The organism is Nocardioides sp. SRI_004 (assembly GCF_057586415.1).
This window is the reverse complement of record NZ_JBYCZV010000024.1, coordinates 20,823-44,486: the sequence shown is the minus strand read 5'-3', so window position 1 is coordinate 44,486 and position 23,664 is coordinate 20,823. Positions and strand designations below refer to the sequence as shown.

The following is a 23,664-nucleotide window of genomic DNA, read 5'->3' as shown; positions in this document are numbered from 1 at the left end:
CGGAGGATCAGTCGCCGGCGTACCGGTGGACCGCGACCCGCGCCGGCCGCACCGACCGGCCGACCTCGGCGAGCAGCAGGCCCGGCTCCAGCAGCGAGGCCACCGTGCGGTCCCGGGCGGCGACGTCGGTCGCGACGACCTCGACCGCCTCCATCGACACCGCGTCGAAGGGGGTGCCCTCGGTGGGCGCGACCAGCCGGCCGCCCCGTCCCTCGATCAGCCGCTCGATGCCGCCGGCCATCGCACCGAAGGCCTCGCGCTCGCGACGCGAGCGGGCCGTGGCCGCGCACGTGCTCGCGTCGCGGTGCAGCGCGAGCAGGTCGACGAGGAGTGGTACGTCGGCGCCGGCCCGGGCGCGCGCGGCCGCCGCACGACTGTCGTCGACCAGCTGGTCCAGGCTCGCGGCCTGACGGGCCACCAGACGGCCCACGTCGACCACCGCGTCGGCCAGGTCCTGGAGGCTGGGTTCGGGCGCGGGTTCGGACACGCGGGAATCGTATCCACGCGTTGCCAGCCGCAGGTACGCTCGCGCCCGTGGCCGTCCACGGAATCGACCTCGGGACCACCTGCTCGGCGATCGCCCGGACCGACAGCAGCGGTCGGCCGCAGGTGCTCGTCGGCATGACCGGCGAAGCGACCGTGCCCTCCGTCGTGCTCTTCGCCTCCGACCGCGAGCACCTCGTCGGCGAGGGCGCGCGCCGGCAGGCGCGCCTCGACCCCGAGCACGTCTGCGCGCTGGTCAAGCGCCGGATGGGCGAGTCGGACTGGCGCTTCGTGGCCCACGGCCGCAGCTGGTCGGCCGCCGCCGTGTCGTCGCTGATCCTGAAGTCGGTCTGCGAGGACGCCGCCTTCGGGTCGGGGGAGCAGGTCACCTCGGCGGTGATCACGGTGCCCGCCTACTTCGGCGACGAGGAGCGCCGGGCGACCACGCTCGCCGGCACCTACGCCGGCCTCGACGTGGTCGACGTCCTCTCCGAGCCGATCGCCGCCGCGCTGTCGTACGGCTTCGGCCGCCTGGACGGCTCCTTCGGCCTCACCAAGGACGCCGGCTACGAGACCGTCCTCGTCTACGACCTCGGCGGTGGCACCTTCGACGCCACGGTGATCGAGCTCGCCGACCGCCGGATCTCGGTGCTCGCCGTCGACGGGGACCACCAGCTCGGTGGCGCCGACTGGGACGAGCGGATCTGCCTGCACCTCTCGCGCCAGTTCTGCGCGGAGAACCCCGATGCCGAGGACCCGCTCGACGACTCGGCCGGCGCCCAGGAGCTGGTCATCGCCGCGCAGCGGGCCAAGCACGACCTCTCCGACCGCGAGTCCACCGAGGTCGTCGTCACCCATGACGGCGCCCGGTCGACGGTCACGCTGACCCGGGCCGAGCTGGAGGACATGACCTCCGCGCTGCTGCGCCGCACGATCGACCTGACCCGGTCCTGCCTCGAGGCGGCGTCGCGCCGCGGCGTCGGCCGTGTCGGCCGGGTGCTCATGGTCGGCGGCTCCTCGCGCATGCCGATGGTCGAGAAGGCGCTGCGGGCCGAGCTCGGCATCGCGCCGGAGCTGCACGACCCCGACCTCGCCGTCGCGAAGGGCGCCGCGCTCTACGGCGCGAAGAAGGAGCTGGAGCGGCTCGTCGAGGGAGACCTCGTGACCCGCGGCCGGCTGCGGGCGGGCGACCGGATCGAGGACGCCCCGCCCGACGAGCTCGACGCGGCCTGCCGCCGGGTCGCGGACGCGCTCGGCCAGCCGCTCGCGCAGGTCCGGCGCGCGATCGAGATCCGGGTCGACACGGTCGTGTCCCGCGGCTTCGGCGTGCTCGCGGCCAACCCGATGACCGGCGAGCTCGAGCCGGTCTGGCTGGTGCACCGCAACGACCGGCTGCCGATCAACGTGAGCCGCTCGTTCGGGACGGTACGACGCGACCAGGACGCCATCGAGATCCGGATCGTCGAGCAGCAGAGCCAGGCCGAGTCGATGCGCGTGCAGGACGTCAAGCTCCTCGTCGCCGGCACCATCGAGGGCATCCCGCCGGGCTACGACGAGGGCAGCGAGGTGCGGGTCCGGTTCCTCATGGGCTTCGACGGCCTGCTGACCGTGCTGGCCGACCACGTCGAGGCCCGGCTCCCGCTCACCCTCACCGCCCAGACCGGCGCGACGCTCTCGCAGGCGGAGGTAGCACGCGAGCGTGAGCAGCTCCAGCGGACGCGGCGGCGCGACGCGTGAGCGGCCGGCGCCCGCCCTTCGACGGCAACGACTACCGCAAGCGCGTCCTCGCCGCGATCCAGAAGCGCGGCGGCGCCGAGGGGGCCGACCCGTTCGAGGTCTACGACCTACCCGTCGACGAGGTCGGGCGGTGGAGCGACGCCGACGTCGCCGCGCAGGTGGACGAGGTCTGGGGCTTCTGGCAGCGCCAGCGCGACCACCCCAAGTACGGCACCCTCGTCGGCATCCTCGTCGCGATGCACGAGCAGAACAGCGCCGAGGTGCTCGACCCGCGCCGGCGGGGCCATCTCGTCGAGCAGGTCCGCCAGAAGCGCGCGGCGCGTGACTCCGCGCGGTTCCAGCCGCTCGACGAGGCGATCGCCCGGCTGGTCCAGCGGCACGGCGGCATCCCGCGCGACAAGCTCGAGGGGCTCGTCGAGGTCGGCGCGCTCGGCGGGCTGAGCCGCGCCGAGGTCGAGGTGCGGCTGCGCCGGCACCGGGTCGTCGACACGACCCCCGCGCCACAGCCCCCGCCGCCGGTCGCGAGCAGCCCGGTCAGCGACCACCGCCGCCAGCAGGTGCGCGACCTGCTCGACGAGTTCGGCCGGCTCCAGGAGCAGCCGCCTCCTCCGACCCTGCTGGCCCTGCTGGGCCTGGGACCCGACGCCGACGACGCGGAGGTCGCCCACCGCGCCGAGGCCTGGCGGGTGCGCTGCCGGGAGCTCCCTCCGCTGCGGATCCGCGCCGTCGCCGACGAGCTGATGGTGCACGTCGCCGAGCTGCTCGAGGCCGGCCCGATCGTCCGTGACGCCTACCTCGACGCCGTCGTGCACGACGTCCGGGCGCGTCTGCTGCCGCGGGTGCGCGCCGCCGTGCTCGTCGAGGACCGCCTGGTCGCCGACGACCACGAGCACCTCTACGAGGAGGCGCTCGACCTCGGTCTCGACCCCGGCCGGGCCCGCGCGGCGCTCGCGGCGATGGCCGCTGAGCTGGGCGTGGCCATCGAGCCGATGCGCGGCAGCGGCGTACCGGCTCCGGCTCCGGCTCCCGCGCGGCCGCCCGACCGGGTGTGGGAGGAGATGCTCCGGGCCGCACGGGCCGCCCTGCGACGCGGTGCGCTGCTGGAGGCCCGGCGTCTCGTCGCGCAGGCGCGGGCCACGGGCGACCCGGCGTCCGCCACCCCCGTCCGGGCGGTGTCCGACGAGGTCGACGAGGCGATCCGCGAGGCCGATCTGCGCTGGCGTGCGGTGTCGGCTGCGCTCGGTGCGCGCCGGTTCGCGGAGGCCATCGACCACCTGGAGCACCTCGCCCGGGTCGCGTCCGACCTGCCGAGCCCGGCCGGGCTCGACACCGCCGAGGCCGAGCTGGCCCGGGCCAGGGGCGAGGTGCGCGAGGCCGACGCCCGCGTCGCCGACGCCCAAGCGGCGGCCGACCCGGTGGGCGCGCTGATGGCGGTGCTCGACCGGTGGCCCCAGCACCCGGCCGCGGTGGCGGCCCTCGCCGCGATGCCGCTGCACCCGCCGTCGGCCGTGCGCGCCGTCCGCGACGGGTCCGGCGCCGTCGTGGTCAGCTGGCAGCCGTCGCCGACGAGCGGCGCGACCTACAAGGTCTCCCGCGTCGAGCCGAAGGGGACGACGCGCGTCGTCGGCCGGACCGCGGCCCCGCAGATCGAGGACGGTGGCGCCCCGGCCGGTTCCGACGTTCCCGTGTACGTCGTCGTGGCGGTCCAGCCCGGACGGGTCTCCGACGAGGTCCGGTCCGACCAGGCCGTCGTACCGGCACCCGCTCCGCCGGCACCCGCTCCGCCGCCACCCGCTCCGCCGCCGGCGGCAGCGCCACCACCACCTCCGCCCCCGGCCGCGCCGGCGCCATCCGCTCCGCCGCCACCAGCAGCGGTCCCGGGCGCCACCGACGTCACCGCCGTCCGGGCTCCCGACGGCTCGGTGCACGTGCGCTGGAGCGGACCGGCCGACGCCGAGTTCAAGGTGTCGCGCCGCGCGCCGGACGGGCGCTGGCAGGTCGTCGGCCGCACCCGTGGCCATGAGCTGGAGGACGGGGGAGCGGCGCCCGGCGAGGTGCCGCTCTACTCCGTCTCCGCCAGCAGCGCGGCGGGCTTCGCCGCGGACGCGTTCTCCGCGCCCCTCTGACCCTCAGGCGGGCACGGCGCGCAGCGAGAAGCGCGCCCGGTACTGCTGCGGCGAGAGCCCGACCCGGTCGCGGAAGTGCTTGCGCAGGGCCGCGGCGGTGCCGAAGCCTGCCTCGTCGGCGACGAGGTCGATGGTCGCGTCGGTGGTCTCCAGCAGCTCCTTGGCGCGGTCGACGCGCGCCGCGACCAGCCAGTTGCCGAGGGTCAGGCCGGTCTCGGCGCGGAACCGGCGGGTGAGCGTCCGCACGCTCATGCCGAAGGCGGCGCCGACCTCGTCGAGGCTCACCGGCCGGTCGAGCCGGGCGAGCAGCCACGCGCGCACCTCGGCCATCGCACCGGCCTCGTCGGCCAGCGCCGGGCGGGGCACGAACTGGGACTGGCCGCCGCCGCGGTGCGGTGGGGCCAGGGTCAGCCGGGACACGTCGGCAGCCGCGGCGGCCCCCAGGTCACGCGCGATGATGTGCAGGGTGAGGTCGATGGCGGCCGACGCGCCGGCCGCCGTGAGGACGTCGCCCTCGTCGACGAAGAGCTCGTCGGGCCGGAACACGACCTTCGGGAAGGCAGCGCGGAACTCGTCCGCCGCGCACCAGTGGGTGGTCGCGGCGCGCCCGTCGAGCAGCCCGGAGGCGGCGACGGTGAAGGCGCCGGTGCAGTAGGAGACGACCCGTGGCGCGCCGAGGTCCGCGAGCCCGATCGGGTCGCCCGTCGTGGTCGACGTCTGCCAGGGAGGTACGACGACCGTGTCGACCTCGTCGAGGACCGAGCGGTCCGCGGTGACCGCCACCGAGAAGTCCGCCGCGGTCGGCACCGGCCGGCCGTCGAGGCTGCACGTCACGACCTCGTACGCCGCCCGTCCGTCCACGCTCGCCGCGCCGAAGAAGCGCGAGGCGATCCCGAGCTCGTAGGGGTAGACGCCGGGCAGCGCGACCACCCCGATCCGGTGCGGTGCGGGTGCTCGTCGGGTCATGGCCAGATCATGACACATGTCGTCCATCTGGCCACTGTCGTGCGGACCGCGCGGCCGGGAGGCTGGGAGCACCCCGGAGGAACCCGGGGCACTCCGACGAGAAGAACCGACGAGAAGAAAACGAGAAGGAGCAGGTCATGCGTGCAGTCCGCTACACGGGTGCCGGTGCGGCAGCAGAGGTCACCGAGCTGGTCGAGGTGGCCGATCCCACCCCGGCGCAGGACGAGGTGCTGGTCCGGGTCGCCGCGGTCGGCCTCAACCCGGTCGACGTGAAGATCCGTGCCGCCGCGGTCGACTTCGGCCCGATCGAGTACACGACCCTCCCGGGCTGGGATGTCGCCGGCGAGGCCGTCGCGGTGGGACCGGCCGTCGACGGCTTCGCCCCGGGCGACGCGGTCTTCGGGCTCGCCCGCTTCCCGCGGGCCGCGCACACGCTGGCCGACCTGGTCCCCGTACCGGCCTCCGACCTGGCGCACGCCCCGGCGTCGTGGAGCGTCGCCCAGCAGGGCGGCGCACCGCTGGCCGTGCTCACCGCGTGGCACGCGTTCGAGGCGGCCGGGCTGACCGGCGACGCGACGGGCAGGCGGGTGCTCGTGCTCGGCGGCGCCGGCGGCGTCGGCCACCTCGCGGTCCAGGTCGCGAAGGCCCGCGGCGCCCAGGTCGTCGCGACCGCGAGCCGCGCGAAGCACGACGTCCTCACCGGCCTCGGTGCCGACGAGGTCGTCGACTACAAGGACGAGTCCGCGCTCGAGGAGATCGCGCCGGTCGACGTCGTGCTGTCCACGGTCGACAACGGCGTGCCGCCGCTCGGCGCGGTCCGCGAGGGCACGGCCGTCATCACCATCACCGGCTTCCCCGACGGCGCCGAGGAGGCGCTGCGCGCCGCCGGGGCGTCCGTCGTCCAGCGGATCATGGTGGCCGCCGACGGCCCCGCGCTGGCCGAGGTCGCCGCCCTCGCCGACGACGGCCGGCTGACGGTGCTGGTCGACGGCGCGTTCCCGCTCGACGACGTGGTCGCCGCGCAGGAGCGGCTCGAGACCGGCCGGGTGACCGGCAAGGTCGTCGTCACCCTGTCCTGACCCGCACGACCGGCGACGTGCCGGGCGCCGAGGCCGCGGAGCCTGTCCGCGTTCTGCCATCGGTTCCCGGCACGAACCCGGGCGCCGATACGATCGCGGGGTGAACAGTCCCCTCAAGGTCGCCGTGCTCGGCTGTGGCTCCGTCGGGTCGCAGGTGGTGCGGCTCCTCGGTGAGCAGGCCGACGACCTGGCGGCGCGGGTGGGCGCCCCGGTGCAGCTCGCCGGTGTCGCCGTACGACGCCTCGACGCCCCGCGCGAGGTCGACGTCCCCGCGGAGCTGCTCACGACCGACGCGGCCGCGCTGGTGGCCCGCGACGACATCGACCTCGTGATCGAGGTGATCGGCGGCATCGAGCCCGCGCGCTCCCTCATCCTGTCGGCGCTGGAGAACGGTGCCTCGGTCGTCACGGCCAACAAGGCGCTGCTCGCCGAGGACGGGCCGACCCTGTTCGAGGCCGCCGAGAAGGCCGGGCGCGACCTCTACTACGAGGCGGCCGTCGCCGGCGCCATCCCGATCCTGCGCCCGCTGCGCGAGTCCCTCGCCGGTGACAAGGTCACCCGCGTGCTCGGCATCGTCAACGGCACCACCAACTTCATCCTCGACAAGATGGACACCCAGGGCAGCGGCTTCGCCGACGCGCTGGAGGAGGCCCAGGCGCTCGGCTACGCCGAGGCCGACCCGACGGCCGACGTCGAGGGCTTCGACGCCGCGGCCAAGGCGGCCATCCTCGCCAGCCTCGCGTTCCACTCCCGCGTCACCGCCGCCGACGTGCACCGCGAGGGCATCACCGACGTCACCGCGGCCGACGTCCGCTCGGCGCGCGAGATGGGCAGCGTCGTCAAGCTGCTCGCGATCGCCGAGCTCGTGCCGTCCGCCGACCCGGCGGAGGACGCCGGCGTCAGCGTCCGCGTGCACCCGGCGATGATCCCCCGGTCGCACCCGCTGGCCAGTGTCCGCGAGGCCTACAACGCGGTCTTCGTCGAGTCGGAGGCCGCCGGCCAGCTGATGTTCTACGGACCCGGTGCCGGCGGCTCGCCCACGGCGAGCGCCGTGCTCGGCGACCTCGTCACGGTCGCCCGCAACCACCGCCAGGGCACGCGCGGCGTCGGCGAGTCGGCGTACGCCGACCGGGCGGTGCTGCCGATGGGGGAGACCCGCACCCGCTACCACGTCGCCATCGACGTCGACGACCGCGCCGGTGTGCTGGCCGCGGTGGCGCAGGCCTTCGCCGAGCACGGGGTGTCCATCCAGACCGTCCGCCAGGAGGGCCGGGGCAACGACGCCCAGCTCGTCGTGGTCTCGCACGAGGCGTCGGACGCGGCCCTGGCCGCCACCGTCGAGCAGCTGCGTGACATGGAGATCGTCCGCGAGGTCACCTCGGTGATGCGCGTCGAGGGAACCGAAGAGTGAGCATGAGCAACCCCGTCAACCGGGCGAACGGTCAGTGGCGCGGCGTCATCGAGGAGTACCGCGAGCTCCTCGACATCCCGCAGGACACCCCTGCCGTCACGCTCCGTGAGGGCGGCACGCCGCTCGTGCACTCGGGCTGGCTGTCCGGCCTGACCGGTGCCGAGGTCTGGCTCAAGGTCGAGGGCAACAACCCGACCGGCTCGTTCAAGGACCGTGGCATGACCACCGCGCTGTCGGTCGCCGTCCACGAGGGCGCCAAGGCCGTCGTGTGCGCCTCGACCGGCAACACGTCGGCGTCGATGGCGGCGTACGCGGCGAAGGCCGGCGTCACCCCGATCGTGCTGGTGCCCGAGGGCAAGATCGCCGCCGGCAAGATGGCGCAGGCCGTGCTGCACGGCTCGCAGGTCATCCAGGTCCGCGGCAACTTCGACGACTGCCTGCGGATGGCCCGCGAGATGGCGTGGAAGTACCCCGTCGCGCTGGTCAACTCCGTCAACCCGCACCGGCTCGAGGGCCAGAAGACGGCGGCCTTCGAGATCGTCGACTTCCTGGGCGACGCCCCCGACTTCCACCTGCTCCCGGTCGGCAACGCCGGCAACATCTCGGCCTACTGGCTCGGCTACACGCAGTACGCCGCCCTGGGCCGCGCGACGAGGAAGCCGGTGATGCGCGGCTTCCAGGCCGAGGGTGCGGCGCCGCTGGTGACCGGCGAGCCGTTCCCCGACCCGGAGACCCGCGCCACCGCGATCCGGATCGGCAACCCTGCGTCGTGGAAGCTCGCCGAGGCAGCCCGCGACGAGTCCGGCGGCCGCTTCGCCGCCCTCTCGGACGCGCAGATCCTGGCCGCCCAGAAGGAGCTGGCCTCGAAGGACGGCGTCTTCGTCGAGCCCGCCTCCGCCGCCGGTGTCGCCGGCCTGCTGGCCGAGCTCGCCGCCGGGGAGTCCTACACGGGCAAGACCGTCGCGATCACCGTCACCGGCCACGGCCTCAAGGACATCGCGACCGCGCTCGACGGCCTGGTGCTGCCCGAGGTCGTCGTCGACGCCGACGTCGACGCGGCCGCCACGGCTGCGGGTCTCTGATCCCGTGACCTTCGTGCAGGGCCCGGTCCGGGCCACCGTGCCCGCGACGTCGGCCAACCTCGGCCCCGGCTTCGACACCCTCGGCCTCGCCCTCGAGCTGCGCGACACCCTCGAGGCCGAGGTGCTCGACGGCGGGCTCGTCGTCGAGGTGAGCGGGTACGGCGAGGGCCAGGTCCCGCTCGACGAGCGCCACCTCGTGGTGCGCGCGATGCGTGCCACCTTCGAGCGGCTCGGCCAGCAGCCCGCCGGCCTCCGCCTCTCCTGCACCAACGTCATCCCGCACGCGCGCGGCCTCGGCTCCTCGTCCGCCGCCATCGTCGGCGGGGTCTGGCTGGCCCGCGAGCTCGTCGCGGGCGGACGCCTGCTGCTCGACGACGCCGCGCTGCTCGACCTCGCCGCCCGGCTCGAGGGCCACCCCGACAACGTCGCGCCGGCGCTGCTCGGCGGCTTCGTCATCTCCGGCCAGGACGCCGACGGCGGGTTCTGGGCAGTCCCCGGCAGCGTGGACCCGCGGGTCGGTGCCGTGGTCTTCGTCCCGCCGACCCCGGTCGAGACCGAGGCGGCGCGCGGGCTGCTGCCCGACGTCGTACCCCATGGCGACGCGGCGGCCAACGCCGGTCGCGCCGCGCTCCTCGTCGCGGCGCTGTCGAGCCGCCCCGAGGAGCTGCTGCGCGCCACCGAGGACCGCCTCCACCAGGAGTACCGCCGCCCGGCGATGCCGGAGAGCCTCGCGCTGGTCGAGACGCTGCGCGCCGACGGCGTCCCCGCGATCATCTCCGGCGCCGGCCCCACGGTGCTGGCCTTCACCGACGGCCCCGGTACGACGACCGCCGACGCGCTGCTCGCCCGGTGCCCCGCCGGCTGGGAGGCCCACTCCCTCGCCGTCACCCGCCCGGGCGCCACGCGCGCGGACTGACCTCGCGCCCGGAATCCGCGGTGGTACATTGACGGTGCGCCGCAGTCATCGGCGCCCGCACGTCCTCACGGACGTGCCTGTTCTCCGGCGTGGAGCCGGACCCGCGGGACTTCCCGCTCGGTCGTCCGCGCTGGATCCAACCAGATGCCGTCCCGTGCCGATCTCCGCCGGGACGAGCGTGTATCCGTGGGAAGGGCTCACGTGACCGAGACTCTCGACTCCACCGCTGGCGCCGCCGAGACCCCCGAGGGGTCGGCGGCCAAGGCGCCCAAGAAGCGCACCGGTGGACTCAACTCCATGCTCCTCGCCGACCTCAAGGCGATGGCGGGCGGCATGGGCATCCCGGGTGCCGGGAGCATGAAGAAGGCCGCCCTGGTCGACGCCATCAAGGCGGCCCAGGCCGGCGGCGGTGCGCCGTCGCAGCCTGCGAAGGCCGAGCAGCCTAAGGCCGAGCAGCCGAAGGGTGATCAGCCGAAGGCCGAGCAGCCCCGGGGTGAGCAGCCCCAGGATGAGCAGCCCAAGGGTGAGCAGGCGAAGGCCGAGCAGCCGAAGGCCGAGCAGCCGAGGAAGGCCGACGAGCAGAAGGCCGACCAGAAGGGCGACCAGAAGGGCGACCAGAAGGCCGAGCAGAAGAAGGGCGACGAGCCCAAGGGCGAGCAGCCCCAACAGAGCCGCCAGCAGAACTCGCGCCAGCGCGGCAACCAGCAGGGCAACCAGCAGGGCAACCAGCAGGGCAACCAGCAGGGCCAGCCGAAGCAGGGTGGCCAGCAGGGCAACCAGGGCAACCAGCAGAAGGCCCAGCCCAAGCAGGACGAGCCCCGCCCGGCCGACGACGACGCCCACGACGACGGTGACGGCGCCGACGGCGAGGGCGGCAGCCGCCGCAACCGCCGCCGTCGTGGTCGCGACCGCGACCGCACCACGCGCGCCGGCCGCGAGCCCGACACCGAGGTGCGCGAGGACGACGTCCTCGTGCCCGCGGCGGGCATCCTCGACGTCCTCGACAACTACGCCTTCGTGCGCACGAGCGGCTACCTCGCCGGCGTCGACGACGTCTACCTCTCGCTGTCGATGGTCCGGAAGTACGGCCTGCGCCGCGGTGACGCCGTCGTCGGCCAGGTGCGCCAGCCGCGCGAGGGCGAGCGCCGCGAGAAGTTCAACCCGATGGTCCGTATCGACACGGTCAACGGCGTCGACCCCGAGCAGGCGAAGAACCGGGTCGAGTTCGACGCCCTGACCCCGGTCTCGCCGACCGACCGGCTGCGCCTCGAGACCGGTCCCGACGCCGTCGTGGGCCGGGTCATCGACCTGGTGACGCCCGTCGGCAAGGGCCAGCGCGGCCTCGTGCTGGCGCCGAGCGACGCCGGCAAGACGGCCACCGTGCAGGCGATCGCCAACGCGATCACCGCCAACAACCCCGAGTGCCACCTGATGGTGGTCCTCATCGACGAGCGCCCCGAGGAGGTCACCGACTTCCAGCGCGCGGTCAAGGGCGAGGTGGTCGCGAGCACCTTCGACCGTCCGGCGACCGACCACACGACGCTGGCCGAGCTGGCGATCGAGCGGGCGAAGCGCCTCGTCGAGCTGGGTCACGACGTCGTCGTACTCCTCGACGGGCTGACCCGCCTCGGCCGTGCCTACAACCTGACGGCGCCGGCCAGCGGCCGGGTGCTGCCCGGCGGTGTCGACGCGGCCGCGCTCTACCCGCCGAAGAAGCTCTTCGGTGCTGCGCGCAATATCGACAACGGCGGCTCGCTGACGATCCTGGCGACCGCGCTGGTCGACGGCTCCAAGATGGACGAGGCCGTCCTCGAGGAGCTCACCGGCACCGACAACCTGCGCCTCCACCTCTCGCGCGAGCTGGCCGACCGTGGCCTCGTGCCGGCGGTCGACGTCCACGCGTCGGGCACCCGCCGGGAGGACCAGCTGCTGACCAAGGAGGAGCTGGCCGTGCTCGGTTCGCTGCGCTCCGAGCTGGCCGGCAAGGACGCCGCGGAGGCGCTCGAGCAGCTGCTCGGCATGGTCCGCAACAGCCACACGAACTACGAGCTGCTGGTCCGCCTGCAGCGCGGCTGACCGGCGGCCGACGGCGGGAACAACCTCGCCTCCCCGGCGGTTTGGGGAGGCGAGGGATCTCGCCGTAAGATCTCCCGTTGGCTCCGGTTCACGTCCGCACCCCGCGAGGCGACCCGGGCCCCTTTGAGAGGACACCCATGAAGAAGGACATCCACCCCGACTACGTCGTGACCCAGGTGACCTGCACCTGTGGCGCCTCGTTCACCACGCGCAGCACCGCGACCTCCGGCACGATCCACGCCGACGTCTGCTCGCAGTGCCACCCGTTCTACACCGGCAAGCAGAAGATCCTCGACACCGGCGGCCGCGTCGCCCGCTTCGAGGCCCGCTACGCCAAGGCTGCCAAGAAGTAGCTGCCTCCGAGCGCCGGTCGCCCGCCCCGTGCGGACGGCCGGCGCTTCGTATTTGTCCGACCTTGTCAGGGAACTCATGCGCTTGTCAGGTGTTGCAACCCTTGACAAGCGCATGAGTCCCCGGTTGACCGGGGATTCATGCAGCTGAAGGGACCACCGTGTTCGAAGCCGTCGAGGGCATGCTCGCCGAGCACGCCGAGCTCGAGACGAGGCTCGCGCTGCCCGAGACCCACGCCGACGCCCGGCTGGCGCGCACGCTCAACCGGCGCTACGCGGAGCTCAACGCGATCATCGCGACCTGGCGCGAGTGGCGACAGGCGGGCGAGGACGCCCAGGCGGCCCGCGAGCTCGCGGCCGACGACCCGACGTTCGCCGAGGAGGTCGACGACCTGCTGGCCCAGCAGGAGGAGGCGGCCGAGCGGCTGCGCCGGCTGCTCGTCCCACGCGACCCGGCCGACGACAAGGACGCCCTGCTCGAGGTGAAGTCGGGGGAGGGTGGCGAGGAGAGCGCGCTCTTCGCCGGCGACCTGCTGCGGATGTACAGCCGCTACGCCGAGCGGCGCGGCTGGAAGACCGAGATCCTCGACGCCACCGAGTCCGACCTCGGCGGCTACAAGTCGGTGACCGTCGCGGTGAAGGCGAGCGGTGCCACCGAGCCCGGCCAGACGCCGTACGCGCTGCTGAAGTTCGAGGGCGGCGTCCACCGGGTGCAGCGGGTGCCCGTGACCGAGTCCCAGGGCCGGATCCACACGAGCGCCGCCGGCGTGCTGGTCATGCCGGAGGCCGAGCAGGTCGACGTCGAGATCAACGACAACGACCTGCGCATCGACGTCTTCCGCTCCTCGGGCCCCGGCGGCCAGAGCGTCAACACGACCGACTCGGCGGTCCGGATCACGCACGTGCCGACCGGCATCGTGGTGAGCTGCCAGAACGAGAAGTCGCAGCTGCAGAACAAGGAGCAGGCCATGCGCATCCTGCGCGCCCGGCTGCTCCAGGCCGCGCAGGACGCCGCCGACGCCGAGGCGAGCGACGCGCGGCGCAGCCAGGTCCGCACGGTCGACCGCTCGGAGCGGATCCGCACCTACAACTTCCCGGAGAACCGGATCTCCGACCACCGCACGGGCTACAAGTCCTACAACCTCGACCAGGTGCTCGACGGCGACCTCCAGCCCGTCCTCGACTCCTGCGTCGAGGCCGACATGGCCGCCCGGCTCGCGGCGCTCGAGGAATGAGCACCGAGCCGATGAGCACCACGAGGGAGCTGGTCCGCGCGGCCGCCGACCGGCTCGCCGCCGCCGGCGTCGCCAGCCCCGAGTACGACGCCGCGGAGCTGCTCGCCCACGTGCTCGGCACCACCCGCGGCCGGCTCCTCCTGGTCGACGCGGTCGAGGAGCCCCAGCGCCGCCGGTACGACGACCTGGTGGCCCGCCGCGCCGCCCGTGAGCCGCTGCAGCACCTCACCGGCAGCGCCGCCTTCCGCCACGTCGAGGTCGCCGTCGGGCCGGGCGTCTTCGTTCCCCGCCCGGAGACCGAGCTCCTCGCCGGCTGGGCGATCGACCGGGCCCGTGAGGTCGTCGCGGCGGGGGAGGTCCCCGTCGTGGTCGACCTGTGCACCGGCTCCGGGGTGATCGCCCGCAGCATCGCCGACGAGGTGCCCGAGGCCCGGGTCCACGCCGTCGAGCTCGACCCGGGCGCGCATGCCTGGGCCGAGCGCAACCTCGCCGGCACCGGCGTCGACCTGCGCCTGGGCGACCTCGCGACCACGTTCGACGAGCTCGCCGGGCAGGTCCACGTGCTCGTGAGCAACCCGCCGTACGTACCGCTCGAGGCGTGGGAGTCGGTCGCCGTCGAGGCGCGCGACCACGACCCGCACCTGGCCCTCTTCTCGGGCGACGACGGGCTCGACGCGATCCGCGTCATCGCCGTCCGCGGCCTGCTCCTGCTGCGCCCCGGCGGCGTCGTCGGCGTCGAGCACGCCGACGCCCAGGGCGAGGCCGCCCCGGCCGTCTTCAGCCAGGACGGGCGCTGGGAGGAGGTGCGCGACCACCGCGACCTGGCCGGCCGGCCGCGCTTCCTCACGGCACGCCGCCCGCAGTCCTAGGTGGCCGTGGTGCGAGGATGGGCGTCGTGAGTGCCGAGCGGTTCCCGACCGAGACCGACGAGCAGCGCGAGGCCGCGCTCGAAGCCGCAGGACAGGCCGTGCGCCTGGGCCGCCTGGTCGTCCTCCCCACCGACACCGTGTACGGCGTCGGCGCGGACGCCTTCGACCCCTCGGCCGTGAGCCGGCTGCTCGCCGCCAAGGGCCGCGGCCGCGAGATGCCGCCGCCCGTCCTGGTCGGCACCAAGGGCACCCTGGAGGCGCTGGCCACCCGCGTGCCGCCGTACGTCGCGCCGCTGGTCGAGCAGTTCTGGCCGGGCGCGCTGACCATCGTGTGCCACCAGCAGCCCTCGCTGCAGTGGGACCTGGGGGAGACCCGGGGCACGGTCGCGATCCGGATGCCCGACCACGACCTGGCCCGCGCCCTGCTGGACCGGACCGGTCCGCTGGCCGTGAGCTCGGCCAACATCTCCGGCCAGCCCGCCGCGGTGGACGCCGACGAGGCCACCGAGATGCTGGGAGAGGCGGTCGCGGTCGTCGTCGACGGCGGTGCCGCCCCCGGTGGGGTCGCCTCGACCATCATCGACGCGACCGGCCCCCGCCCGCGCCTGCTGCGCGCCGGAGCCATCCCCGTCGAGGAGATCGACGCCGTCCTCGCCGACCTCGAGCTCACCGTGGAGACCGAGCCGGACGATGCGTGAGTACCTCGTCGTCTTCCTGGTCGCGGCCGTCGTCACCTACCTGCTGACGGTCGTCGCCCGGGAGATCGCCGTGCGCACGGGCGCGGTGGCGAAGGTCCGCGACCGCGACGTGCACGCCGAGCCGGTGCCCTACCTGGGCGGCCTGGCGATGCTCGGGGGCCTGTGGGCGGCGTACTTCGTCGCGAAGGGGCTGCCCTTCCTCGGCGACGACCGGCCCTTCGTCTTCGACGACGCGTCCGCGGTGCTGCTGGCCGGCACGCTGGTCTGCGCGGTGGGCGTCGTCGACGACATCATCGACCTCGACGCGCTCACCAAGTTCGGCGGCCAGGTCCTCGCGGTCGGGGTGCTGGTCTACTCCGGCATCCAGTTCCGCTACTTCTACCAGTCGCAGGGCGAGGTCTTCGCCCTCGACCCGGGCCAGGGGGCGCTGCTCACCGCGTTCGCGGTCGTCGCCACCGTCAACGCCGTCAACTTCATCGACGGCCTGGACGGGCTCGCGGCCGGCGTGATCGGGATCAGCTCGGCCGCCTTCTTCCTGTTCTGCTACTCGCTGTCGTTCCTCAACGACGTCACCCGGGCGACCACCGGTGCGCTGCTGTCCGCGGCGCTGGCCGGCGCCTGCGTCGGCTTCCTGGTCCACAACTTCCATCCCGCCCGGCTCTTCATGGGCGACAGCGGCTCCATGCTGATCGGGCTGGTCCTGTCGGCCACGGCGATCACGATCACCACCCAGTTCGCGCCGGGCGACCTCACCCAGGGCGCCGACGGGACCCGCGCGAGCCTGCTGCCGGTGCTGCTGCCGGTCCTGCTGCCGATCCTGATCCTGCTGGTGCCGCTCGCGGACCTGGTCCTCGCCGTCGTACGACGAACGCGGGCCGGGCGCTCGCCGTTCGCCCCCGACAAGCAGCACCTGCACCACCGCCTGCTGGAGATCGGGCACTCCCACCGCCGGGCCGTCATCATCATGTGGCTGTGGGCGGGCCTGATCGCCTTCAGCGTCGTCGTCGCCAGCCTGTTCACGGGGCCGGCGGTGTGGGGCGCGCTGGGTGCGAGCTTCGTCGTGACCGTCGGCCTCACCTTCGCCCTGCCGCTGGTGCACGCGCCGCTGGTCGACCAGGTGCTGGACCAGGCCCTGGAGCCGGCCGAACCACCGCTCCCGGAGGCCGTCCCGGAGCCTGCCGCAGACCGGGGGACCACCCCCGATGCGGACTCCTCCGGGACCTTGTGATAACTTTCACGAACTCCCGGAGAGCTCCTTTCCGGGCCCGACGACCGCGACGAGCAGAACGGCCGCCGATGATGACGACCGACACCCGGACCCACCGCGTGGTGACCCGTGCGGCCGTCGTGGCCGCGGTCGCCGCAGCGGGCCTGGTCCTGGTCGCCGGCCTCGTCTCCGGCGAGTCCGCCGCCCTCGGTGCCGCGGTCGGGGGAGTGATCGCCGTCGGCGTCTTCGCCTTCGGCTCCTTCGCCGTCGAGGCGGTCTCGCGCCTGATGCCGGCGGCGTCGCTGCTGTTCGCGATGGTGACCTACACCTTCCAGGTCGCGGTGATGGCGCTGTTGTTCGTCGCCCTCAACACCTCCGGCCTGCTCGACGACGAGATCGACAGCACGTGGGTCGGCGTGGCCATCATCCTCGGGGCCTTCGTGTGGATGGCCGTGCAGATCCTGCTGGCCACGACGGCGCGCATCCCGGCGTTCGAGACCCCTCCGTCCACCCCGTCCGAGGGCGGTGCGCGATGACCGTTCGCGGCTGCTATTGTCCGGGGCGCAATGAGTCAGCCCGAGGAGAAGCCCAAGGGCGATCCGTGGCATGCGTTCGGCTACATCGTGGCCGGGGTCGCGTTCTACGGCTTCGCGGGGTGGCTCGTGGACCGATGGCTGGGCACCACGTTCCTCGTTGCGGTGGGCATCCTCGTGGGTGCCGCGCTGGGGATCTACCAGACAGCCGCACGGTTCCGCGTGGATCCACCAGACCAGCCGCACAGCACCCCGCCCGACAGCACCGACGAGCAGTGAACGCAGAGGAGACCTGGTGATCACCGCAGCCAGCGCCACCGTCCGAGCCGAGGAGTTCCACGCTCCTGGCCCGAGCCTGTTCGACCTGCCCGGCATCGCCGGCTCCGAGGTCACCAAGCCGATGGTCCAGCTGTTCCTCGCCGCGATCCTGGTGTTCGGCTTCTTCTACCTCGCCTCGCGCAAGCGGGCGCTGGTCCCGGGCAAGCTGCAGTTCGCCGGCGAGGGCGCCTACGGCTTCGTGCGCAACAGCGTCGCGCGCGACATCATCGGCAGCCACGACTTCCAGAAGTTCGTGCCCTACCTCGTCACGGTCTTCTTCTTCATCCTGGTGAACAACCTCTTCGCCAGCATCCCGTTCATCCAGTTCCCGACCTTCAGCCGCGCCGGCATGGCCTACGCGCTGGCCGGTCTGTCCTGGCTGGTCTACAACGGCGTGGGCGTGGCCCGGCACGGCCTGCTCGGCTACCTCAAGCTGCAGAGCGTGCCGTCCGGCGTCAGCCCGGTGATGTACCCGCTGCTGGTCCCGTTGGAGTTCTTCTCCAACATCCTGGTCCGCCCGGTCACGCTGGCCCTGCGTCTGTTCTGCAACATGTTCGCCGGTCACATCCTGCTCGCGCTGTTCGCGACCGGTGGTCTCTACCTGATCGAGCACGTCGGCGGCATCGGGTACGTCGCCGGCCCGCTCGCCTGGGTCCTCGCGATCCTGGTCAGCTTCCTCGAGATCCTGGTGCAGTTCCTGCAGGCCTACGTGTTCGTCCTGCTGAACGCCATGTACATCCAGGGCGCGCTCGCCGACGAGCACTGATCCACAGCTTTCTGCACCGCACCACCAACCCACAGTTCTCTGCACGAGAAAACAACCCGAAAGGAAAGTAGCCATGGGTGGCTCTCTCAACATGATCGGTTACGGCCTGGCCGCCATCGGCCCGGGTATCGGCATCGGTCTGATCTTCGCCGCGTACATCAACGGCGTTGCCCGCCAGCCCGAGGCGCAGAGCCGCCTCCAGTCGATCGCGATCCTCGGATTCGCGCTCGCCGAGGCGCTCGCGATCATCGGCATCGCCCTGGCGTTCGTCCTCAAGGCCTCGAACACCTGAGCCGTACCGGCCTCCTCCTGTCAGTACGAGATCTAGGTCAGGTCCATGAAGTCACTGTTGATCGTCGCCGCCGCTGAGGCGGAAGAGCACAACCCGCTCGTCCCTGAGTGGATCGAGGTCGTCCTCGCCCTCGTGGTGTTCGCGATCCTCTTCTTCGCCATCAAGAAGTTCGTCGTCCCGAATTTCGAGACGACGTTCGCCGAGCGTTCGGCGGCGATCGAGGGTGGCATCGCCGCGGCTGCGACCAAGCAGGCCGAGGCGGACGCCAAGCTGGCCGAGCTCGAGCAGCAGCTCGCTGACGCCCGTCACGAGGCGGCTCGCATCCGCGAGGAGGCTCGTGAGCAGGGTGCCGCGATCGTGGCCGAGATGCGGGAGCAGGCGCAGGCCGAGGCCAACCGCATCGTCGAGCACGGCAAGACGCAGATCGAGGCCGAGCGCCAGCAGGCGGTCACCTCGCTCCGCGCCGAGGTCGGCTCCCTCGCGACCGGCCTCGCCGGCCGCATCGTCGGTGAGTCGCTCGAGGACGACGCGCGCCAGTCGCGCGTGGTCGAGCGCTTCCTCGCCGAGCTGGAGACGGCCAACGCGGCTGACGCGGGCAAGGACGCGTGATGGTGTCCTTCCGCGGCGCCTCCGCCGACGCCATGGCCGCCCTCACCGACGTCGTCGGTGGGGTGGCCGAGGCGTCCGCAGCAACGGTGGCGGGGGACCTGTTCTCCGCGGCCGGTGCCTTCCGGTCCGAGGCGGCGCTGCGCCGCGTCGTCACCGACCAGTCGGTCCCGGCCGAGGCCCGCACGGGCCTGGTCGGCGACCTGTTCACGGGCAAGGTCGACGCGGCGACGCTCGGCCTGCTCCGTGACGCGGCCGGTCGGCGCTGGACGCGCGCCCGCGACCTCGCCGACGCGCTCGAGCAGCTGGGGGTGGTCGCCATCGTGCGGTCCGTCGGGCTGCAGGCCGGCACCCTGGTCGACGAGCTGTTCGGCGTACGCCAGCTGGTCACCGGCAACAGCGACCTGCGCAACGCGCTGTCCGACCCGGTCCGCTCCGCGGCCGACAAGGGCGGGCTCGTCGAGTCCCTCCTGTCGGGCAAGGTGCTGCCGGCGACGGTCCAGCTCGTCAAGCAGGCCCTCTCGGGCTCCTACCGCACCGTGGTGGCGGCGCTCGAGGACTACGAGCGCACCGCTGCCCAGGTGCAGGGCGAGAGCGTGGCCACCGTCCACGCCGCACGGGCCCTGTCCGCGGACGACGAGCAGCGCCTCGCCTCCGCACTGACGCGGCAGTACGGCCGCCCGGTGCACCTCAACATCGTCATCGACCCGCAGGTCCTCGGCGGCCTGCGTGTGGAGATCGGCGATGACGTCATCGACGGCACCGTCGTCAGCCGCCTCGATGACGCCCGCCGGAAGATCGCCGGCTGACGCCGCGCGGCACCACGCACACCCACGACTTCACAGCTGTAGAGAAGGAAGAAGGCACCTGAGATGACGGAACTCTCCATCCGTCCGGACGAGATCCGCGACGCCCTCGCCAAGTACGTCGCGGACTTCGAGCCCGCGGCCGCCAGCAAGGAAGAGGTCGGCACCGTCGCCTCTGCCGCGGACGGCATCGCCCGCGTGGCCGGCCTCCCGTCGGCCATGGCCAACGAGCTGCTCGAGTTCGAGGACGGCACGCTCGGCCTCGCGCTGAACCTCGAGGACCGCGAGATCGGTGTCGTCATCCTCGGTGACTTCGACAAGATCGAGGAGGGCCAGACGGTCCGCCGCACCGGCGAGATCCTCTCGGTCCCCGTCGGCGAGGGCTACCTCGGCCGCGTGGTCGACCCGCTCGGCAAGCCGATCGACGGCCTCGGCGAGATCGCCACGGAGGGTCGCCGCGCCCTCGAGCTCCAGGCCCCCGGCGTGATGATGCGCAAGTCGGTCCACGAGCCGCTCGCCACCGGCATCAAGGCCATCGACTCGATGACCCCGATCGGCCGTGGCCAGCGTCAGCTGATCATCGGCGACCGCGCCACCGGCAAGACCACGGTCGCGATCGACACGATCATCAACCAGAAGCAGAACTGGGAGTCGGGCGACCCGACCAAGCAGGTCCGCTGCATCTACGTCGCCATCGGCCAGAAGGGCTCGACCATCGCCTCCGTGCGTGGCGCCCTCGAGGAGGCCGGCGCCCTGGAGTACACCACCATCGTGGCGGCTCCGGCGTCCGACAGCGCGGGCTTCAAGTACCTCGCCCCCTACACCGGCTCGGCCATCGGCCAGCACTGGATGTACGACGGCAAGCACGTCCTCATCGTGTTCGACGACCTGACCAAGCAGGCCGAGGCCTACCGCGCCGTGTCGCTGCTGCTGCGTCGCCCGCCGGGCCGCGAGGCCTACCCGGGTGACGTCTTCTACCTGCACTCCCGCCTGCTGGAGCGCTGCGCGAAGCTGTCCGACGAGCTCGGTGCGGGCTCGATGACCGGTCTGCCGATCATCGAGACCAAGGCCAACGACGTCTCGGCGTTCATCCCGACCAACGTCATCTCGATCACCGACGGCCAGATCTTCCTGCAGTCGGACCTGTTCGCGGCCAACCAGCGCCCGGCCATCGACGTCGGCATCTCGGTCTCCCGCGTGGGTGGTGCCGCGATGACGAAGGCGATGAAGGCCGTCACCGGCTCGCTCAAGGTCGACCTGGCGCAGTACCGCGCCATGGAGGCGTTCGCCATGTTCGCCTCGGACCTCGACGCCGCGTCGAAGCAGCAGCTGGCCCGCGGCCAGCGGCTGATGGCGCTGCTGAAGCAGCCGGCCTACTCGCCGTACCCGCTGGCGGACATGACCGTCTCCCTGTGGCTCGGCACCTCGGGTCGCCTCGACGTCGTCGACACCGGTGACGTGCTGCGCTTCGAGCGTGAGTTCCTCGACTACCTGCACCGCTCGCACGACGGCATCCTCGCCGCGATCCGCGAGACGCAGAAGTTCGAGGACGAGGACGGCCTCGCGGCGGCGTACGACTCCTTCCTGACCCAGTTCGAGACCTCGGACGGTGGCAGCATCAAGGTCGGGCACGAGCCCGAGGCCGAGGCGCTCGCCGACGACGAGCTCGAGCAGGAGCAGATCGTCAAGCAGAAGCGAGCCTGAGCATGGCCGTATCGCTGCGTGAGTACCGCGCGCGGATCAAGTCGACGGAGTCGATGAAGAAGATCACGCGTGCCATGGAGCTCATCGCTGCGTCCCGGATCATCAAGGCGCAGCAGCGGGCGACGGCGGCAGCGCCGTACGCCCGGGAGCTGACGCGCGCCGTGTCGGCGGTGGCGACGTTCTCGAACGTCGACCACCCGCTGACGCGGGAGCAGGAGAACCCGAAGCGGGCCGCGGTCCTGGTCATCACCAGCGACCGGGGTCTGGCGGGTGCCTACTCCTCGAGCGTCATCAAGGAGACCGAGCGGCTCAGCGAGCGGCTGCGGGCCGAGGGCAAGGAGCTCGACTTCTACCTCGCCGGGCGCAAGGCGGAGGCCTACTTCAAGTTCCGCAACCGCCCCTACGTCCAGGCCTGGACCGGGTTCTCCGACCAGCCGACGTACGACAAGGCGGCCGAGATCGGCGCCGCCCTGATCGAGGCGTTCCTCAAGGAGCAGGGCGAGGACGGTGACGTGGACGAGGTCCACGTCGTCTACACCCGCTTCCGCTCGATGCTCACCCAGGAGCCGACCGCGATCCGGCTGCTGCCGCTCGAGGTCGTCGAGGGTGAGGAGGCCCCCGAGGCCGACGAGCTGCTGCCGCTCTACGAGTTCGAGCCGTCGGCGTCCGAGGTCCTCGACGGGCTGCTCCCGCAGTACGTCCAGAGCCGGATCTTCTACGCCCTCCTGCAGGCCGCGGCCTCCGAGCTCGCGGCTCGCCAGAAGGCCATGAAGTCCGCGACGGACAATGCGGAGGAGCTGATCAAGAAGCTCACCCGGATCGCCAACCAGGCGCGCCAGGCGGGCATCACCCAGGAGATCAGCGAGATCGTCGGTGGCGTGAACGCCCTCGCCGACGCCCAGGCTGCGAACGACTGACCCACCAGAGAAAACACCAAACGGAGTAAGACATGACTGCAACGGTTGAAGAGACCACCGCCAGCGGTGCGGCCTCGGTGGGTCGGATCGCACGGGTCATCGGCCCGGTCGTCGACATCGAGTTCCCGACCGACTCGATGCCCGACATCTACAACAAGCTCGAGGCCGAGATCACCCTCGACGGCGAGACCACGGTCCTGCCGCTCGAGGTGGCCCAGCACATCGGCGACGGCATGGTCCGCGCCATCTCCCTCAAGCCCACCGACGGCCTGGTCCGGGGCCAGAGCGTCTCCGACACCGGCGAGCCGATCTCGGTGCCGGTCGGCGACGTCACCCTCGGCAAGGTCTTCAACGCCACCGGTGACTTCCTCAACCTCGCCGAGGGCGAGACGGTGGAGGTCAACGAGCGCTGGGGCATCCACCGCAAGGCGCCTGCCTTCGACCAGCTCGAGTCGAAGACGCAGATGTTCGAGACGGGCATCAAGGTCATCGACCTGCTCGCGCCGTACGTCACCGGTGGAAAGATCGGCCTGTTCGGTGGTGCCGGCGTCGGCAAGACCGTGCTCATCCAGGAGATGATCGCCCGCGTCGCCAAGAACCACGGTGGTGTGTCGGTGTTCGCCGGTGTCGGCGAGCGCACCCGTGAGGGCAACGACCTGATCGTCGAGATGCAGGAGGCCGGCGTCTTCGACAAGGTCGCCCTGGTCTTCGGCCAGATGGACGAGCCGCCGGGCACGCGTCTTCGCGTCGCCCTGTCCGCGCTGACGATGGCGGAGTACTTCCGCGACGTCCAGGGCCAGGACGTGCTGCTGTTCATCGACAACATCTTCCGGTTCACGCAGGCCGGCTCCGAGGTCTCGACCCTGCTCGGCCGCATGCCGTCCGCCGTGGGCTACCAGCCCAACCTGGCTGACGAGATGGGCACCCTGCAGGAGCGGATCACCTCGACCCGCGGTCGCTCGATCACCTCGATGCAGGCGATCTACGTCCCCGCGGACGACTACACCGACCCGGCCCCGGCGGCGACCTTCGCCCACCTGGACGCCACGACCGAGCTCTCCCGTGAGATCGCGTCGCTCGGTATCTACCCGGCGGTGGACCCGCTGACCTCGACCTCGCGGATCCTCGACCCGCAGTACATCGGTCAGGCCCACTACGACTGCGCGATCCGCATCAAGCAGATCCTGCAGCGCAACAAGGAGCTCCAGGACATCATCGCGATCCTCGGTGTCGACGAGCTCTCCGAGGAAGACAAGATCATCGTCTCCCGCGCGCGTCGTATCCAGCGGTTCCTGTCGCAGAACACCTACGTCGCCAAGCAGTTCACCGGCATCGAGGGCTCGACGGTCCCCGTGGCCGAGACGATCGAGGCGTTCAACAAGATCGCCGACGGTGAGTACGACCACGTGGCCGAGCAGGCGTTCTTCATGTGCGGCGGTCTCGACGACGTCGAGCGCAACTGGGCCGAGATCCAGAAGAGCCTCTGA

23 protein-coding genes are annotated in these 23,664 nt (G+C 72.5%); 21 read left to right on the top strand and 2 right to left on the bottom strand.

From position 1 onward, the window contains the following. Positions 1 to 7: 7 nt before the first annotated feature. Positions 8 to 487, bottom strand: coding sequence for a nucleotide exchange factor GrpE (locus AC2YHB_RS23870; RefSeq protein ID WP_487354738.1), 480 nt, complete (start codon positions 485 to 487; stop codon positions 8 to 10). 47 nt (positions 488 to 534) lie between these two features. Here AC2YHB_RS23870 and AC2YHB_RS23865 point away from each other — a divergent pair, with 47 nt between their 5' ends. Both AC2YHB_RS23865 and AC2YHB_RS23860 read left to right on the top strand, forming a co-directional pair. Further along, positions 535 to 2,220, top strand: a complete 1,686-nt coding sequence (locus AC2YHB_RS23865; RefSeq protein WP_036542090.1) for an Hsp70 family protein — start codon at positions 535 to 537, stop codon at positions 2,218 to 2,220. Continuing rightward, the gene (locus AC2YHB_RS23860) at positions 2,217 to 4,346 is read left to right on the top strand and encodes a hypothetical protein (RefSeq protein ID WP_487354737.1); all 2,130 of its coding nucleotides are present in this window, start codon (positions 2,217 to 2,219) and stop codon (positions 4,344 to 4,346) included. The genes AC2YHB_RS23865 and AC2YHB_RS23860 overlap by 4 nt, the downstream gene beginning before the upstream one ends. Positions 4,347 to 4,349: 3 nt before the next feature. Here the strand turns inward: AC2YHB_RS23860 and AC2YHB_RS23855 are convergent, their stop codons facing one another. Continuing rightward, positions 4,350 to 5,312, bottom strand: coding sequence for a GlxA family transcriptional regulator (locus tag AC2YHB_RS23855; protein WP_487354736.1), 963 nt, complete (start codon positions 5,310 to 5,312; stop codon positions 4,350 to 4,352). A gap of 137 nt (positions 5,313 to 5,449) precedes the next feature. Here AC2YHB_RS23855 and AC2YHB_RS23850 point away from each other — a divergent pair, with 137 nt between their 5' ends. From AC2YHB_RS23850 to atpD, 19 genes are all read left to right on the top strand, one after another. Continuing rightward, positions 5,450 to 6,391, top strand: coding sequence for an NADP-dependent oxidoreductase (locus AC2YHB_RS23850; protein WP_487354735.1), 942 nt, complete (start codon positions 5,450 to 5,452; stop codon positions 6,389 to 6,391). Between the two features lie 100 nt (positions 6,392 to 6,491). Beyond that, positions 6,492 to 7,802, top strand: a complete 1,311-nt coding sequence (locus AC2YHB_RS23845; protein ID WP_179650658.1) for a homoserine dehydrogenase — start codon at positions 6,492 to 6,494, stop codon at positions 7,800 to 7,802. Between the two features lie 2 nt (positions 7,803 to 7,804). Next, on the top strand, positions 7,805 to 8,884 hold the full coding sequence (gene thrC, locus AC2YHB_RS23840; protein ID WP_179650660.1) for a threonine synthase: 1,080 nt from the start codon (positions 7,805 to 7,807) through the stop codon (positions 8,882 to 8,884). 4 nt (positions 8,885 to 8,888) lie between these two features. Continuing rightward, the gene (thrB, locus tag AC2YHB_RS23835) at positions 8,889 to 9,800 is read left to right on the top strand and encodes a homoserine kinase (RefSeq protein ID WP_207010273.1); all 912 of its coding nucleotides are present in this window, start codon (positions 8,889 to 8,891) and stop codon (positions 9,798 to 9,800) included. Between the two features lie 201 nt (positions 9,801 to 10,001). Beyond that, entirely contained in the window at positions 10,002 to 11,876 is a 1,875-nt protein-coding gene (gene rho, locus AC2YHB_RS23830) for a transcription termination factor Rho (protein WP_487354734.1), read from the top strand. A 137-nt stretch (positions 11,877 to 12,013) separates the two neighbouring features. Continuing rightward, positions 12,014 to 12,229 (top strand): 50S ribosomal protein L31, encoded by a 216-nt coding sequence (gene rpmE, locus AC2YHB_RS23825; RefSeq protein WP_036542101.1) that lies wholly within the window; start codon positions 12,014 to 12,016, stop codon positions 12,227 to 12,229. Positions 12,230 to 12,387: 158 nt separating this feature from the next. Next, positions 12,388 to 13,461 (top strand): peptide chain release factor 1, encoded by a 1,074-nt coding sequence (gene prfA / locus AC2YHB_RS23820; protein WP_179650665.1) that lies wholly within the window; start codon positions 12,388 to 12,390, stop codon positions 13,459 to 13,461. Between the two features lie 11 nt (positions 13,462 to 13,472). Then, a complete protein-coding gene (prmC, locus tag AC2YHB_RS23815) occupies positions 13,473 to 14,330 on the top strand; it encodes a peptide chain release factor N(5)-glutamine methyltransferase (protein WP_179650667.1) in 858 nt (285 codons plus the stop codon). A 26-nt stretch (positions 14,331 to 14,356) separates the two neighbouring features. Beyond that, positions 14,357 to 15,028 carry an L-threonylcarbamoyladenylate synthase gene (locus tag AC2YHB_RS23810; RefSeq protein ID WP_242530590.1) on the top strand — a complete coding sequence of 224 codons (672 nt, stop codon included), beginning with the start codon at positions 14,357 to 14,359 and terminating at the stop codon, positions 15,026 to 15,028. Beyond that, positions 15,021 to 16,256: a glycosyltransferase family 4 protein gene (locus AC2YHB_RS23805; RefSeq protein WP_207010279.1), complete on the top strand. Its 1,236-nt coding sequence runs from the start codon at positions 15,021 to 15,023 to the stop codon at positions 16,254 to 16,256. The genes AC2YHB_RS23810 and AC2YHB_RS23805 overlap by 8 nt, the downstream gene beginning before the upstream one ends. 68 nt (positions 16,257 to 16,324) lie before the next feature. Further along, positions 16,325 to 16,771, top strand: coding sequence for a hypothetical protein (locus AC2YHB_RS23800; protein WP_487354733.1), 447 nt, complete (start codon positions 16,325 to 16,327; stop codon positions 16,769 to 16,771). Between the two features lie 30 nt (positions 16,772 to 16,801). After that, the gene (locus AC2YHB_RS23795) at positions 16,802 to 17,047 is read left to right on the top strand and encodes an AtpZ/AtpI family protein (RefSeq protein ID WP_036542106.1); all 246 of its coding nucleotides are present in this window, start codon (positions 16,802 to 16,804) and stop codon (positions 17,045 to 17,047) included. A 16-nt stretch (positions 17,048 to 17,063) separates the two neighbouring features. Beyond that, on the top strand, positions 17,064 to 17,852 hold the full coding sequence (gene atpB / locus AC2YHB_RS23790) for a F0F1 ATP synthase subunit A (RefSeq protein WP_242530591.1): 789 nt from the start codon (positions 17,064 to 17,066) through the stop codon (positions 17,850 to 17,852). 73 nt (positions 17,853 to 17,925) lie between these two features. Next, entirely contained in the window at positions 17,926 to 18,144 is a 219-nt protein-coding gene (gene atpE / locus AC2YHB_RS23785; RefSeq protein ID WP_036542107.1) for an ATP synthase F0 subunit C, read from the top strand. A 45-nt stretch (positions 18,145 to 18,189) separates the two neighbouring features. Then, on the top strand, positions 18,190 to 18,753 hold the full coding sequence (locus tag AC2YHB_RS23780) for a F0F1 ATP synthase subunit B (RefSeq protein ID WP_036542109.1): 564 nt from the start codon (positions 18,190 to 18,192) through the stop codon (positions 18,751 to 18,753). Next, positions 18,753 to 19,559, top strand: coding sequence for a F0F1 ATP synthase subunit delta (locus AC2YHB_RS23775; protein WP_487354732.1), 807 nt, complete (start codon positions 18,753 to 18,755; stop codon positions 19,557 to 19,559). Before AC2YHB_RS23780 ends, AC2YHB_RS23775 begins: the two co-directional genes overlap by 1 nt. Positions 19,560 to 19,622: 63 nt before the next feature. After that, on the top strand, positions 19,623 to 21,260 hold the full coding sequence (gene atpA / locus AC2YHB_RS23770) for a F0F1 ATP synthase subunit alpha (protein WP_036542112.1): 1,638 nt from the start codon (positions 19,623 to 19,625) through the stop codon (positions 21,258 to 21,260). Positions 21,261 to 21,262: 2 nt separating this feature from the next. Then, a complete protein-coding gene (locus AC2YHB_RS23765; RefSeq protein ID WP_036542113.1) occupies positions 21,263 to 22,177 on the top strand; it encodes a F0F1 ATP synthase subunit gamma in 915 nt (304 codons plus the stop codon). Between the two features lie 32 nt (positions 22,178 to 22,209). Continuing rightward, positions 22,210 to 23,664 (top strand): F0F1 ATP synthase subunit beta, encoded by a 1,455-nt coding sequence (atpD, locus tag AC2YHB_RS23760; protein WP_036542115.1) that lies wholly within the window; start codon positions 22,210 to 22,212, stop codon positions 23,662 to 23,664.

Excerpts from the sequence above, each read along its gene's own strand:
- thrC (WP_179650660.1), top strand. The coding sequence starts at position 7,805 with ATGAGCAACCCCGTCAACCGGGCGAACGGTCAGTGGCGCGGCGTCATC.
- AC2YHB_RS23855 (WP_487354736.1), bottom strand. The coding sequence starts at position 5,312 with ATGACCCGACGAGCACCCGCACCGCACCGGATCGGGGTGGTCGCGCTG.
- rpmE (WP_036542101.1), top strand. The coding sequence starts at position 12,014 with ATGAAGAAGGACATCCACCCCGACTACGTCGTGACCCAGGTGACCTGC.
- atpA (WP_036542112.1), top strand. The coding sequence starts at position 19,623 with ATGACGGAACTCTCCATCCGTCCGGACGAGATCCGCGACGCCCTCGCC.
- AC2YHB_RS23800 (WP_487354733.1), top strand. The coding sequence starts at position 16,325 with ATGATGACGACCGACACCCGGACCCACCGCGTGGTGACCCGTGCGGCC.
- atpD (WP_036542115.1), top strand. The coding sequence starts at position 22,210 with ATGACTGCAACGGTTGAAGAGACCACCGCCAGCGGTGCGGCCTCGGTG.
- AC2YHB_RS23795 (WP_036542106.1), top strand. The coding sequence starts at position 16,802 with ATGAGTCAGCCCGAGGAGAAGCCCAAGGGCGATCCGTGGCATGCGTTC.
- AC2YHB_RS23765 (WP_036542113.1), top strand. The coding sequence starts at position 21,263 with ATGGCCGTATCGCTGCGTGAGTACCGCGCGCGGATCAAGTCGACGGAG.
- prmC (WP_179650667.1), top strand. The coding sequence starts at position 13,473 with ATGAGCACCACGAGGGAGCTGGTCCGCGCGGCCGCCGACCGGCTCGCC.
- atpE (WP_036542107.1), top strand. The coding sequence starts at position 17,926 with ATGGGTGGCTCTCTCAACATGATCGGTTACGGCCTGGCCGCCATCGGC.
- AC2YHB_RS23775 (WP_487354732.1), top strand. The coding sequence starts at position 18,753 with ATGGTGTCCTTCCGCGGCGCCTCCGCCGACGCCATGGCCGCCCTCACC.
- AC2YHB_RS23805 (WP_207010279.1), top strand. The coding sequence starts at position 15,021 with ATGCGTGAGTACCTCGTCGTCTTCCTGGTCGCGGCCGTCGTCACCTAC.
- AC2YHB_RS23780 (WP_036542109.1), top strand. The coding sequence starts at position 18,190 with ATGAAGTCACTGTTGATCGTCGCCGCCGCTGAGGCGGAAGAGCACAAC.
- AC2YHB_RS23850 (WP_487354735.1), top strand. The coding sequence starts at position 5,450 with ATGCGTGCAGTCCGCTACACGGGTGCCGGTGCGGCAGCAGAGGTCACC.